General features: G+C 61.6%; 12 protein-coding genes. 5 read left to right on the top strand and 7 right to left on the bottom strand.

Features of this window, described 5'->3' with window-relative positions:
* Nucleotides 1-5: 5 nt before the first annotated feature.
* A complete protein-coding gene (locus PspR32_RS02230) occupies nucleotides 6-896 on the bottom strand; it encodes a LysR family transcriptional regulator (RefSeq protein WP_010221562.1) in 891 nt (296 codons plus the stop codon).
* Between the two features lie 86 nt (nucleotides 897-982).
* On the opposite strand from PspR32_RS02230, the gene PspR32_RS02225 reads away from it, so the two are divergent.
* The 4 genes from PspR32_RS02225 to PspR32_RS02210 all read left to right on the top strand — a co-directional run bounded on the left by PspR32_RS02225 (nucleotide 983) and on the right by PspR32_RS02210 (nucleotide 4375).
* The gene (locus tag PspR32_RS02225; protein WP_010221561.1) at nucleotides 983-1315 is read left to right on the top strand and encodes a DMT family transporter; all 333 of its coding nucleotides are present in this window, start codon (nucleotides 983-985) and stop codon (nucleotides 1313-1315) included.
* A 68-nt stretch (nucleotides 1316-1383) separates the two neighbouring features.
* Nucleotides 1384-2559 (top strand): NAD(P)/FAD-dependent oxidoreductase, encoded by a 1176-nt coding sequence (locus PspR32_RS02220; RefSeq protein WP_010221560.1) that lies wholly within the window; start codon nucleotides 1384-1386, stop codon nucleotides 2557-2559.
* A complete protein-coding gene (locus tag PspR32_RS02215) occupies nucleotides 2556-3365 on the top strand; it encodes an aldo/keto reductase (RefSeq protein WP_010221559.1) in 810 nt (269 codons plus the stop codon). Before PspR32_RS02220 ends, PspR32_RS02215 begins: the two co-directional genes overlap by 4 nt.
* Nucleotides 3366-3412: 47 nt before the next feature.
* Entirely contained in the window at nucleotides 3413-4375 is a 963-nt protein-coding gene (locus tag PspR32_RS02210; RefSeq protein WP_159388039.1) for a metal ABC transporter ATPase, read from the top strand.
* Nucleotides 4376-4408: 33 nt separating this feature from the next.
* Here PspR32_RS02210 and hldE read toward each other — a convergent pair whose 3' ends face one another.
* From hldE to PspR32_RS26565, 3 genes are all read right to left on the bottom strand, one after another.
* Complete coding sequence (hldE, locus tag PspR32_RS02205; protein ID WP_010221557.1) at nucleotides 4409-5830, bottom strand: bifunctional D-glycero-beta-D-manno-heptose-7-phosphate kinase/D-glycero-beta-D-manno-heptose 1-phosphate adenylyltransferase HldE; 1422 nt, start codon at nucleotides 5828-5830, stop codon at nucleotides 4409-4411.
* A gap of 133 nt (nucleotides 5831-5963) precedes the next feature.
* Nucleotides 5964-7772 carry a lipid A export permease/ATP-binding protein MsbA gene (gene msbA, locus PspR32_RS02200; RefSeq protein ID WP_036995483.1) on the bottom strand — a complete coding sequence of 603 codons (1809 nt, stop codon included), beginning with the start codon at nucleotides 7770-7772 and terminating at the stop codon, nucleotides 5964-5966.
* Nucleotides 7773-7787: 15 nt separating this feature from the next.
* Nucleotides 7788-8039, bottom strand: a complete 252-nt coding sequence (locus tag PspR32_RS26565; protein WP_051636764.1) for a hypothetical protein — start codon at nucleotides 8037-8039, stop codon at nucleotides 7788-7790.
* Nucleotides 8040-8820: 781 nt separating this feature from the next.
* On the opposite strand from PspR32_RS26565, the gene PspR32_RS02190 reads away from it, so the two are divergent.
* Nucleotides 8821-9423 carry a toluene tolerance protein gene (locus PspR32_RS02190; RefSeq protein WP_036995481.1) on the top strand — a complete coding sequence of 201 codons (603 nt, stop codon included), beginning with the start codon at nucleotides 8821-8823 and terminating at the stop codon, nucleotides 9421-9423.
* A 6-nt stretch (nucleotides 9424-9429) separates the two neighbouring features.
* Here PspR32_RS02190 and PspR32_RS02185 read toward each other — a convergent pair whose 3' ends face one another.
* The 3 genes from PspR32_RS02185 to PspR32_RS02175 all read right to left on the bottom strand — a co-directional run bounded on the left by PspR32_RS02185 (nucleotide 9430) and on the right by PspR32_RS02175 (nucleotide 12370).
* Entirely contained in the window at nucleotides 9430-10524 is a 1095-nt protein-coding gene (locus tag PspR32_RS02185) for a glycosyltransferase (protein ID WP_036995479.1), read from the bottom strand.
* 48 nt (nucleotides 10525-10572) lie between these two features.
* Nucleotides 10573-11346, bottom strand: coding sequence for a glycosyltransferase family 2 protein (locus PspR32_RS02180; RefSeq protein ID WP_036995477.1), 774 nt, complete (start codon nucleotides 11344-11346; stop codon nucleotides 10573-10575).
* A 67-nt stretch (nucleotides 11347-11413) separates the two neighbouring features.
* Entirely contained in the window at nucleotides 11414-12370 is a 957-nt protein-coding gene (locus PspR32_RS02175) for a glycosyltransferase family protein (protein ID WP_036995475.1), read from the bottom strand.
* Between the last annotated feature and the right edge of the window lie 22 nt (nucleotides 12371-12392).

Genomic DNA, 12392 nt, shown 5'->3' with positions numbered 1-12392 from the left:
GTGTACTAGCCAATTGCGCGCAAGTGCACTGCGAAGCGTTCAGCCAGCCACTGTGCAGCGGGGCCCAGCGGCTCGTCACGACGCCACACCAGCTCGACCACCAGCGCCGGTGGCGTCCATTCGCTGGCCAGCTCGACCATTTGCGCCTGGTAGGTGGGGTACTGCACCACATGCCGCGGCAACCAGGCCCAGCCCAGGCCACGCATCAGCAACTCGGCCATGGCGTAGAAGCTGTCGGCACGCCAGATCTGCGGGCTGATCGGCTCGCCACCGGGATAGCCGCTTTCCTGTGGGGTGATCAGCAACTGGCGGTGCCTGGCCAGGTCCTGGCGGGTAACCCGCTGCAGGCCGGTCAGTGGATGATCCACCGCACACACAGTGACCATCTCGATCCGTCCTACAGCCCGGCGCTCAAGGGCCTCCGGCATATGGTCATGGTGAAACAACAGGCCCAGATCGGCGCGCCGTTCGATCAACTTGCGTGCAACGTCGCCCTGGGCGCCGCTGGCCATCTGCACCTCAAGCAAGGGGAACTGCCGAGCCAATTCGTCGAGGCTGTCGATCACCGGTTGATAGGGCATGGCCTCATCCTGGGCCACGCGCAGTTGCGCCTCTTGCCCGCGCATCAGGGCCAGGGCACGGCCGTCGAGGCGTTCGCACTGGCGCAACAGTTCGCGGGCATCTTCCAGCAAGGTTGCGCCGGCCTCGGTCAGGCGCGGCTGGCGGCCGCTGCTGCGCTCGAACAGGGTCACGCCCAGGTCAGTCTCCAGCAGGGCAATGCCGTTGCTCACCGCCGATTGCGCCTTGCGCTGCTCACGGGCCACTGCCGAAAACGAACGCAGCTCGGCGACCCGCACGAACATGCGCAACTGCTCCAGGTTCCACTGCTCGGCCATCAACCTATCTCCAGGGAAGATAGGTAATGACTTTACCCCATTCAGGCTTGCTCTAGAATGCCCAGCCAGAACAGAGGATTACCGACATGAATGCCTACACCTACCTGGCTATCGCCATCTGCGCCGAAGTTATCGCCACCGCCTCGATGAAAGCCGTCAAGGGCCTGAGCACGCCCCTGCCACTGCTGCTGATGGTCTGTGGCTACGCGGTGGCGTTCTGGATGCTGACCCTGGTGGTGCGCAGCATTCCGGTGGGTATCGCCTATGCAATCTGGTCGGGCCTGGGCATCGTCCTGATCAGCATCGCGGCGCTGGTGATCTACGGGCAGAAGCTGGATGTACCGGCGATGCTCGGCATGGCCATGATCGTCGGCGGCGTGGTGGTGATCCAGGTCTTCTCGAAAACCGCCGGGCATTGATCCGCAACCGGGTGCAATGCTTCACAGGCTGTATACTGGGCGTCTGTCCAAGCTTGTGAGGTTCATGCATGCCAACCGTAATTTCCACCGATGTGCTGATCGTCGGCGCCGGGGTCGCAGGCCTCTGGCTCAATGCCCGCCTGCGCCGGCTCGGCTATTCGACAGTGCTGGTGGAACGCGCCAGCCTCGGTGGCGAGCAAACCCTCAAGTCCCAGGGGATCATCCACGGCGGCGCCAAATATGCCCTGCACGGTGCCCTGACCGGCGCCTCGGAGGCCATCGCCGACATGCCGCGGCGCTGGCGCGAGGCCCTGGCCGGCAACGGCGAGCTGGACCTGTCCGGCGTGCGCCTGCTGTCTGACGCCCATTACTTGTGGTCACCCGGCACCCTGGCCGGCAATCTCACCAGCTTTTTTGCCAGCAAGGCGGTGCGCGGCCGTGTCGATCAGGTCAAGGGCGATCAACTGCCGCCTGCCCTGCAGGACCGCGCCTTCAAGGGCAAGGTCTATCGCCTGGCCGAATTGGTCGTCGATGTGCCGAGCCTGCTGAACAAGCTCGCGGAGCTGGCCGGCGACAGCCTGCTGGCCGCTCAATCCATCGAACCGCTGAACGACAATGGCGAGCTGCTTGGCTTGCGCGTCGACGGCCGCGAGATCCGCGCCCAACGCGTGGTGCTCAGCGCCGGTGCCGGCAATGCCGCGTTGCTTGAAGCCCTGGGCCTGAGCCAGCCGGCCATGCAGCGCCGGCCGCTGCACATGGTCATGGCCAAGGGCGCCAGCCTCAAGCCCTTGTACGCCCACTGCCTGGGCGGCGGGCCGAAGCCGCGCATCACCGTCACCAGCCACCCGGCAGCTGATGGCCAGTGGGTCTGGTACCTGGGCGGCGACCTGGCCGAAGCCGATGGCGTAGCCCGCGAACCTGAAGCGCAGATTGCGGCGGCGAAAAAAGAAGTCGGCAACCTGCTGCCCTGGATCGACCTCAGCCAGGTGCGCTGGGCCACCGTGCGCATCGACCGCGCCGAGCCCGCACAGTCGGGGCTGGTGCGCCCGGACAACGCCTTCCTTGCCGAGCAACAGCGTCTGCTGGTGGGCTGGCCGACCAAGCTGGCCCTGGCCCCGGACTTCAGCGACCGGGTGCTGGCCACCCTTGAGCGTGACGGCATCAAGCCGGCCGCTCAGGCTGCCCTGCCCGAACTGCCCCGGCCACCCATGGCCCTGCCGGTGTGGGAGCAACTGCTGCCATGAGCCTGCCGAGCCTGCACGACCTGCATCGTCCCCTCGGCAGTACCGGCCTGACGGTGTCGCCACTGGGCCTGGGCACCGTCAAGCTCGGCCGCGACCAGGGCGTCAAGTACCCCAACGGCTTCACCATTCCCGACGACGCTGAAGCACGCATGCTGCTGGCCCAGGCCCGCGAGCTGGGCATCAACCTGATCGACACCGCGCCAGCCTACGGCCGCAGCGAGGAACGCCTCGGCCCGCTGTTGCGCGGTCAGCGTGAGCACTGGGTGATCGTCAGCAAGGTGGGCGAGGAGTTCGAAGACGGCCAGTCGCGTTTCGACTTCAGTGCAGCGCACACGCGCTTTTCCATCGAGCGCAGCCTCAAACGCCTGGAAACCGACTGCATCGACCTGGTGCTGGTGCATTCCGACGGCAACGATCTGCATATCCTCGAACATGAAGAGGTCTACCAGACCCTCGAAGCGTTGAAGCAGGAAGGCAAGATCCGAGGTTTCGGCCTTTCCGGCAAGACCGCAGCGGGCGGCCTCAAAGCGCTTGAGCGCGGCGATTGCGCCATGGTCACCTACAATCTGAACGAGCAGGCTGAACGACCGGTGATCGATTACGCTGCCGAACACGGCAAGGCGATCCTGGTGAAAAAGGCCCTGGCCAGTGGTCACGTGTGCCTGAGCCCGGGGGTCGATCCGGTGCGCGCCAGCTTCGAACTGCTGTTTGCCCAGCCTGGCGTCAGCAGTGCTATTGTCGGCACCATCAACCCGCTGCACCTGGCCCATAACGTGGCAACCGTTGCCAACGTCCTGCGCCACTGACATCCACGCCGCCGCCGCGGCCGACCCCAACGCAAGAAGGAGCCGACATGCCGCGAACGCTGATCCGCAAGAACCCCAGCAACTTCAAGACCCTGCCGCTGCACGTCGAGGCCAGCCCCGAAGGCCTCGTCTACCAGAGCATCGGCATGCCGCTGAACTTCGCCCAGACCCTGCAACGGCGCAAGCCGATCCAGCTCGCCGACAGCCAGCACTTTGCTATCGAGCTGGCCAATCTCGGCGTGTCGGTGCGCCTGACCCTGCGCTGGCAAAATCGCGATTACTGGGTGCTGGTGCGTCAGCGCCGTCAGGACCGCGGCGATGTGGTGCTGAAACTGATTTCAGGCTATGTGCCCGCTCAGGAGCTGAACCTGCCGCTGCATGCGGCAATTCAGGAGGTTGCCGAAGAATGCCTGCTGGAAACCCCGGAAGGCTGGCTTGGCGGGCGCTTCAACGACACCTGGCTACCGGCGCCCTACGCTGACGCCTTGCACTACCGCGAAGCCCTGCCCTTCGTGCTCACTCCGCAGTCCGGCGCCGCACGCCCGGTGCGCTGCGCCAATCTGCAGTTGCTGGAGCGGCCTCGGGCCTACGTGCACTTGCCCACCGCGTCACTGCAGTTGATCTACGACCTGTGCCTGCAAGTCCCCCGCGAGGCCAAATCGCTGAGCCTGTTCCACGTTGACGAGCGCCTTGAAGGCGACCAACTCGTCGCTCGCCTCAACCGCAAGCGCCCCGACCTGTACCTGATGCCGCTGGAAGACGGCCAGCCACGTGCCGAACTCTACACCCTGAGCAAGGATCGTCTGCTACCGGCCAGCACCCGCGGCCTGTACCTAGCCGAAAGCTTTGCCAGGCAGGAGGGATGGCTGGTCAGGGATGAGCGGATACGTTGGAAGGACTGGGTCAGGCAGCAAGGCCTGACGCCAGCGAAGCCGGACAGCGGCTTGAAGCGGCTGACCGGTAGAGCGCGGGAGCTGTTGCAGATGGCCCGTGGCGGATTGCGCAAGTAGAGCCGATCGCAGGGCGACTTGCCCCGCGATGTTTCAGTTCTTGCGGATCTTCTCGACGATAGCGGTGGTCGAGCTGTTTTCCACCAGCCCCAGCACCTTCACGGTACCGCCGTAGGCCGTGACGATATCGGCGCCGACCACCTGGTCGATGCCATAGTCACCGCCCTTGACCAGCACGTCCGGCTTGACCTGGCTCAGCAGGTTCTCCGGCGTACCCTCAGGGAAGCTGATGACCCAGTCCACTGCCCCGAGGCCGGCCAGCACAGCCATGCGCCGGTCAACACTGTTGATCGGCCGGCCCGGACCTTTCAGGCGGCTGACCGAGGCATCATCGTTGACCGCGACAATCAGGCGATCGCCCTGGGCACGGGCCTGCTCCAGGTAGGTCACGTGACCGGCATGGAGGATGTCAAAGCAACCGTTGGTGAAGACGATCTTCTCGTTGTGCGCGCGGGCATCATCAATGGCCAGCAGCAGCTGGTCGAGGCTCAGCACGCCACGCTCGGAACCTTCTTCGCGCTGGATGGCGCGGCGCAACTCCGGGGCACTGATGGCTGCGGTACCCAGTTTGCCGACCACGATACCGGCGGCAAGATTGGCCAGGCCCACCGCATGGGGCAGCTCTTCGCCGGCAGCAATGGCTGCGGCCAGGGTCGAGATCACCGTATCGCCGGCACCCGTCACGTCAAACACTTCACGGGCCCGGGCAGGCAGGTGCAGGGCCGGGTGACCAGGACGCAGCAAGGTCATGCCATGCTCGCCACGGGTCACCAGCAAGGCACCGAGCTCCAGCTCGCTCATTAGTTGGCCACCCTTGGCCACCAGCTCGGCCTCGTCGGCGCAACGGCCAACGATGGTTTCGAACTCGCTGAGGTTGGGGGTGATCAGGCTGGCACCACGGTAGATCGAGAAATCCTTGCCCTTGGGGTCGGCCAGCACCGGAATGCCCTTGGCCCGGGCCGCCTGGATCAGGCTCTGGTGGTTTTTCAACGCTCCCTTGCCATAGTCCGACAGGACCAGCACCTTGACGCCATCGAGCAGCGCATCGACCTCGGTGCCCAGGGACAACGGGTCGGTGGCAAAGGGCTCTTCAAAGTCGATACGCAGCAACTGCTGATGGCGGCTCATGACCCGCAACTTGACGATGGTCGGTTGGTGGGCAATACGCTGGAAGATCGAGCGCACACCGGCAGCCTGCAGGCTGTTGGCGAGGCTGTCGGCCGCCTCGTCCTGGCCCGTCACGCCAACCAGTGCAGCCGGGGCCCCCAGGGCGGCGATGTTCAAGGCCACGTTGGCCGCGCCGCCGGGACGGTCCTCGATCTGTTCGACCTTGACCACCGGTACCGGCGCTTCAGGCGAAATCCGTGAGGTACCGCCATGCCAGTAGCGGTCGAGCATGACATCGCCCACCACCAGTACCGGGGCTTGATCGAAACGCGGCATGGACAACTTCATGGGCAACCCATATACAAAATAATTAACAGGGGCAGGATATTAGCACAGGCAAAGCGAAGGCTTGTTTACCGCCTTGTTGCCAGGCATTCCAAGGAAAGGCTGCCGGGGCACGACAGGCCCCGGCGCGTGTGAATCAGGTGATATCAGCCTTGGCCGGTTCGTCCAGGCCCATGGCATGCAGCCTGGCGTAATAGCCATTGGCAGCCAGCAACTCGGCATGGGTACCGCGCTCGACCAACTTGCCCTGATCCATGACCAGGATCATATCGGCTTTCTCGATAGTCGACAGACGGTGGGCGATCACCAGCGTGGTGCGCCCTTGCATCACGTGATCCAATGCGGCCTGGATGTGTCGCTCGGACTCGGTATCGAGAGCCGAAGTGGCCTCGTCGAGAATCAGCAACGGCGCATTCTTGAGCAGCGCCCGGGCAATCGCCAGGCGCTGGCGCTGACCACCGGAGAGCAGCACGCCATTCTCACCGACCTGGGTGTCGAAGCCTTGCGGCAACTGCTCGACGAACTCCTTGGCATAGGCATCGGCGGCAGCGGCTTCGATCTCGGCCCGCGGCGCACCGGCCAGGTCGCCATAAGCGATGTTGTTGGCCACGGTGTCGTTGAACAGGGTCACGTGCTGGGTCACCTGGGCGACGTGCTTACGCAAGTTACGCAGTCGGTAGTTCTCGATCTCCACGCCGTCGAGCAGGATCTGCCCCTGGTCGTGGTGATAGAAGCGCGGGATCAATGCCGCCAGAGTCGACTTGCCACTGCCCGAACGCCCCACCAGGGCGATCATCTGCCCGGGTTCGGCGGTGAAGGAAATGTCGCTCAGGACCTGACGTTCGGTACCCGGATAGGTGAAATTCAGGTTACGGACCTCGAGGCGCCCCACAACACGGTCCAATTCAACGGTGCCACTGTCGACTTCCGGCGCCTCGTCCAGTTGCTCGAAAATGCTTTCGGCACCGGCCAGCCCCTTCTGGATGGTCGAACTGACTTCCGACAACTGGCGGATTGGCTTGGGCAGCAGGCCCGCCGCAGTGATATAGGCCACCAGATCACCGGCCGTAGCATCACCGCGCAGAAACAGCACCAGGAACATCAGCGCGGCCATGGCGGTATAGATCACCAGTTGCAGCATTGGTGTGTAGACCGCGCCGGTCTTGGTCATGCGCAGCTGCTTGTCGGTGTTGCTCTGGCTGGCATTGGCAAAGCGCTGTTGCTCATAGCTTTCGCCACCGAAGCTGCGCACGACGCGGTAGCCCTGGATGGTCTCGGAAGCGACGTGGGTGACATCGCCCATGGCCACCTGAATCTTCTTGCTCTGCTTGCGGAATTTCTTGCTCGCAGTTCCGACCATCAGCGCAATCACCGGCAGGATCGCCAGCATCACCAAGGTCAGTTTCCAGTTCATCCACAACAGGTAGACAAACAGGAAGACCACGGTCAGGCCTTCGCGGATCACCACCTTGATCGCATCGGTCGCAGCGCCGGTGACCATGGTCACGTTGAAGGTGATGCGCGAGATCAGGTGACCGGAGTTGTGGTTATCAAAGTAGCGGTTGGGCAGCACCAGCAGCTTGTTGAACAACTCGACCCGCAGGTCATGTACCAGACCCAGGGAGACTTTGGCCAGAAAGTAGTTGCCCAGGAACGAGCCGAGGCCCTGCCACGCTGCGATCAGCACGATCAGCAGTGGTACGGCCTGCAGCAACTGCAGGTCTTTCAGGTAAGGCACGGTGGGGAACAACACAGCCTGAGGGTTGCTCAAACCATCGACGAAATACTTGAGAATGCCGGCCAGCATTGGCTGGGTCGAGGCAAAGATCACAAAGCCAAGGATACTCAGCATAAAAATGCCGATGTACGGCTTCACGTAGCTCAGCAGCCGGAAGTAGATTTTCAGGCTGGAGCTCTGCTCCGCCTCTCGCGGTGTTTCGGCCATCGTCGAGCTCGCTGTTCAGATTGAACCGGAAATTTTATCACAGCCTGGAGCTCGGGCACGCCCCCAGACCAGGACAGTGGCCAGGCCAACCGGCAGCCAGCTGATGAACCATTCAGCGCGCGGGGTGCCAGTGAGGCTGGCGGCGTCGAACTGCATGGCCAGGGTCGAGAAAAGCCACAGGCCCATCAAGCCCTTGCCGAAGGCGGTGTCACGGGCTTTCCAGATTTCGCGTAATACATAAAGCCAGACAGCCAACCATAGCAGCACCCGCGATCCAGCAACCACAACGGTCTCAGCACCAGATCGGCATGGCAAGCACGGAAATAAGCAGTACCAGTGCCGCACCTCGACGCTGGCAGAGCAGCAGGAACATGCCGAGGGCGACCAACGCCAAGCCCCAGACACTTTGCAACACCAAGGTGCGCGGCGTACCAATGAAGCATCCAGATAATGGCGGCAGCAATTACGTAAGCGCCAAGAATAGGATAGGAAATCTTACCGACACCGTATAACCGGACATTCCTGGGCTGCGCCTGAACGCAATAGAACAGCACAATTGAATAGACCGCTGCGATTGCCAGACCAACACCGCCCCAGCTCAACAGGCGCATCACACGCGCAGTATCTGCATTGGCCATCATTGGAAAAAACAGCAGGAACACTGCGATATACACCAGACGTTTGCCCCCCCTGGTCGGCACTGCTCCAAGAAAGACTCAGAACAGACCAGCCAAGCAGCAAGGCAACCGACAGCCATAGCCAGCGCTGGGCTTTCCAGGTATCAACGAGCACGCGAGCCGACCACAGCAACACCAGTGCCGGCAGCCACAAAAATGCGGTCACCCCCTACTGATAAACCTTGTTACTGGGCGCCAAAGCGATTGCCACCACGAACCACAACAAACCGATCGCCAGCCAGGACTGTGCCCAGCGCCTTGCGTACATCATGCTTTTCCCCATCGTTTCAACAACACCGGCATGGTGCATCCTTAAAACTTTCGGCATTATTGCCGGTCATTTTGCTTGCCCGATGACAAGGCCCCTATCCATGCAATGTTCCCGGCTACCCCAGGTCGACTTCAATCAGCTGACACTCGGCGCCCAGGTCCTGGAGGCCGACAGCTACGGAGCTAAAGTCTACCTGCTAACCGATGGCAATATCCTCAAGCTGTTCCGACGCAAGCGGCTAATTTCATCTGCCTTGCTGCGACCTTACTCGCGTCGCTTCATCGACAACGCCTTGCAACTGAAGAAGCTTGGAATTCCTACGCTTGAAGTACTCAAGTACTTCACCCTCGATGCCCCTGGCATGACCGCCGTGCTGTACCAACCTTTGCCCGGAGAAACCCTGCGCCAACTGTCCCGACAGCCGGGCTTCAGCTGGCAGAAGCACCTGCCGGAGCTGGTTGCCCTGATACAGCAGCTGCATCGTTCGGGCATCTACTTTCGCTCATTGCACCTGGGCAACATTGTGGTGACGCCACAACAGCAATGGGGCTTGATCGATGTGGCTGACATGCGTTTCCTGCGCGCACCGTTATCCGCGCGCCTGGTCAGACGCAACGTGCAGCACTTTGCCCGCTACATCGGCCGGGAGCAACTGGGTGACGAGTTTCCCCTTGCGGAATTAGAGCGAGCCTTGTCGAGATGAGGTTTTTCAAGGCGTGCGTAGCAGTTCACGGGAAGCCTGACTGAAACGCTGCCAGGCTTGATCCGGGGCCAGCGCCTGCTGCTGAGCCGCCGCGACCTGCTCTGCGGGCAATCCCGCACAGTCAATGATCGCCTTGGCCCACGCCTGGGGATCGCCCGCTGGGGCATAAAGTCCCGCATCACCCAATTGCTCGCGAAACACTGACAAATCGCTGCACAGTACCGGCACTTCTGCCATCACCGCCTCCTGGAGCACCAGCCCCAGGCCTTCGGCATGCGAGGGTATGAGCACCCAGTCAAATGCCCGGTAGAGCTGCGCCAGGCCGTTGCAATGGCCTGGCATCAAGACTTTATCAACCAGCCCCAGCGCCTTTATCCGCCCTTCCAGCAATGCGCGTTGCACACCCTCACCGAGAATCACCAGGCGCAGGTCCGGCTGCTGCTGGCTAGCCTGAGCAAAGGCCTCCAGCAGGTAATCGAAGCCCTTACTATCAACGAGACGGCCGACTGCGCCCATAACCCGCACACCTTGGGTTGGCAAGTTCAACGCCTGTCGGGCTTGCTCCGGCTCAAGCAGGCCACGGCGAAACCCTTTTGGCTCGAGGGCTGTACGTAATACGTTGACTGGTATGCCGAGGTCTTGCTCCAGCGCGCTGGCAAGGGTCTGGGATACCGCCACAATACTCAATCGACTACCGGGGATCGAGCGTAGCAAGGCGACATCCGCCCGACGTAAGCGGGTCTTGCCGTGAAAGACGATAGCTACCCGGACATCCGGCATCTTCTGCACAACCGGCAAAATCAGCCGCGATACCCCCAACCCATCCAGCACCAGCACCTGCGCATTGGCCTGCTCCAAGGCTTCACGCAGGCGGCCATGCAACCAGGGCCTGAGCAACATCCACAGATGCCGCCCCTTGAGCAGGCGATGGGATAGTTGCCACTCGCGTGTCGACTCTGTGCTGCAGCAGGAACCCCGGCCTTGCAGTAGCCAACTGCTGATCCTTGCCCCAGGCTCGGCCTGGGACAATATTTGCTGATGCACCTTGTGCACCGAGACGTACGGCGAACCACCAGCCCACATGATGTTGATGATATTCACGGGGAGCCCCCTGCTGTATCGGACTGGAACCCCGTCAAACCGGCAGAATCAATTCGCAAAAAAGCCAACACCGACTCCCAGTGCAATGCCGACCAGCAACGTTAAAGCCAGCTTGACCCGCTCGCGCTGACGCCGGCGGGCTTTACGCTGACGCTCTTCAGGCAGACTCACGTGCATGCCGAAGCCTGTGTGCAACACTGCGTCACCTTCCAGGCTCACCCCAGTCAGGTTCAACTCGGCATAGCGCTTTGACAATGCCTTTTCACCAGCATAGGCGGCAAACGGCGCACAGCGCTGATAATCGCTCAGGCGGCGCAAACCGGGGTTCAGCGAGAAGCTTTGCCACTCGGGCTTGTCCGACAGCAATGGGTAGCAGGGAACACCGGCGATCACCTGGCGCTCGCCCAGATGGATATACGGGCTGTGCAATTTCAGGTCGTAGACATAGCTACGCAACCAGACCTGCAGGAGCTGCGGGCTGACCGCCAGGATCGCCAGCGAGTCCTCGACAAAGCCTGGGCGGTAGAACTCCCAGTCATCCTCGCAATGGAAGATGTAGGGGGTCTTTACGTGACTATAGGAAAGGTCGATCGACGCCAACTGGCCCAGCTTCGGGCGATTGACGAAGACCGTGCAGTACGGCTTCCAGTGCTCGGGGATAGCCTGGTGAACAGCCTCATCCCCGGAGTCCTCGGTGATGAACACTTCACGAATAGGCGCGGTATTGAACCGGTCAAAGCTTTCCAGCGTAAGTTTTAGCAAATCGAAGCGTCCGCAACTGGTGACAACCAGTGTTACGTCACTATCTTGGCAGAATCGCACCGGACCCCCTCCCCATAAACTGTATTCAAATGTTCAAGACTACTTGCCTGGTTTCAGGACAGCCGGCTCATATGCCCAGTCTCAAACGCAAGCGCTGCCAGCCGGTCAGGGCTGGACGGGGACGAAGAGGTGGCTGCATTTTTTCCACGATGCTACGACCTACCTGGGCGAAGCTGAATTGCGAGACCGCCAGATCACGACCGTTATTGCTGATTCGCTCAACCAGTTCAGGGTCGGCACGCAACACTTTCAGCTTCTCTTGCAACTGGGCAATGCTGTCATAGAGCACCACGTTATGCATGTCTTTGAGGCCCAGGGCGCGATTCTCCGCCTCACCCTGGCTAAAGGCCAGCAAAACGCAGCCACAGGCCATCGCCTCGAAATTCTTGATCATGTATTCGCCCATGCCGACATCCGCGCTGACAAAAAAGCGGATGCGGTTGAGCGTGTTGCAGTATTCTTCGCCCGACTTGGTGCGCGTAACCAGCAGGTTTTCAACCTGGGCCAGCTCGTCGAGCAGCGCCTTGCGGCCACTGTAGGCAACACTGTTGGTACTGCCGACGAACGCCAGCTCGATGTCCCGCTCACGCCCCTGGTCGGCCAGCAACTGCTGGTCGTAGCCCTTGGGCACAAACACAGCATCAAAACCTTCCTGGCATAGCTGTTCGCTGACCCTGTAGCCGGAACTGATCACCCGCGCCCAGGGCAACTGGCGGTAGTGAGCGCTGAACTTGCCGGTGTACTTGCACGGGATGTAATTCTGGTAGGCATCATGTTCGAGGATGACCAGGTTGGGCACCGTGCGAATGAAGCCAACCTGGCGAATCTCTTGCTTGAAGCGCAGGAAGAACACGATCCGGTCGTACTTGTCGACCTCGACTTCGCGGCGAAAATAACGACGCAGATTACGCTGATCGTCACTGCTCAGCCAGCGCAGATCACAGTCGCAATGCGCAGCAACACCGTCATACAAGCGATCAAGGATCGCCCGTTGTTCTTTCTGCACCAGAAATAGAACTTTCATTGTCTTCCTTGCGGCGCTCGGG

This window comes from Pseudomonas sp. R32 (genome assembly GCF_009866705.1).
GTDB classification, from domain to species: domain Bacteria; phylum Pseudomonadota; class Gammaproteobacteria; order Pseudomonadales; family Pseudomonadaceae; genus Aquipseudomonas; species Aquipseudomonas donghuensis.
The sequence above is the reverse complement of the archived record's forward strand: the minus strand, read 5'-3'. Positions and strand labels throughout refer to the sequence as shown.

Excerpts from the sequence above, each read along its gene's own strand:
- PspR32_RS02230 (WP_010221562.1), bottom strand. The coding sequence starts at position 896 with ATGGCCGAGCAGTGGAACCTGGAGCAGTTGCGCATGTTCGTGCGGGTC.
- PspR32_RS02225 (WP_010221561.1), top strand. The coding sequence starts at position 983 with ATGAATGCCTACACCTACCTGGCTATCGCCATCTGCGCCGAAGTTATC.
- PspR32_RS02220 (WP_010221560.1), top strand. The coding sequence starts at position 1,384 with ATGCCAACCGTAATTTCCACCGATGTGCTGATCGTCGGCGCCGGGGTC.
- PspR32_RS02215 (WP_010221559.1), top strand. The coding sequence starts at position 2,556 with ATGAGCCTGCCGAGCCTGCACGACCTGCATCGTCCCCTCGGCAGTACC.
- PspR32_RS02210 (WP_159388039.1), top strand. The coding sequence starts at position 3,413 with ATGCCGCGAACGCTGATCCGCAAGAACCCCAGCAACTTCAAGACCCTG.
- hldE (WP_010221557.1), bottom strand. The coding sequence starts at position 5,830 with ATGAAGTTGTCCATGCCGCGTTTCGATCAAGCCCCGGTACTGGTGGTG.
- msbA (WP_036995483.1), bottom strand. The coding sequence starts at position 7,772 with ATGGCCGAAACACCGCGAGAGGCGGAGCAGAGCTCCAGCCTGAAAATC.
- PspR32_RS02190 (WP_036995481.1), top strand. The coding sequence starts at position 8,821 with ATGCAATGTTCCCGGCTACCCCAGGTCGACTTCAATCAGCTGACACTC.
- PspR32_RS02175 (WP_036995475.1), bottom strand. The coding sequence starts at position 12,370 with ATGAAAGTTCTATTTCTGGTGCAGAAAGAACAACGGGCGATCCTTGAT.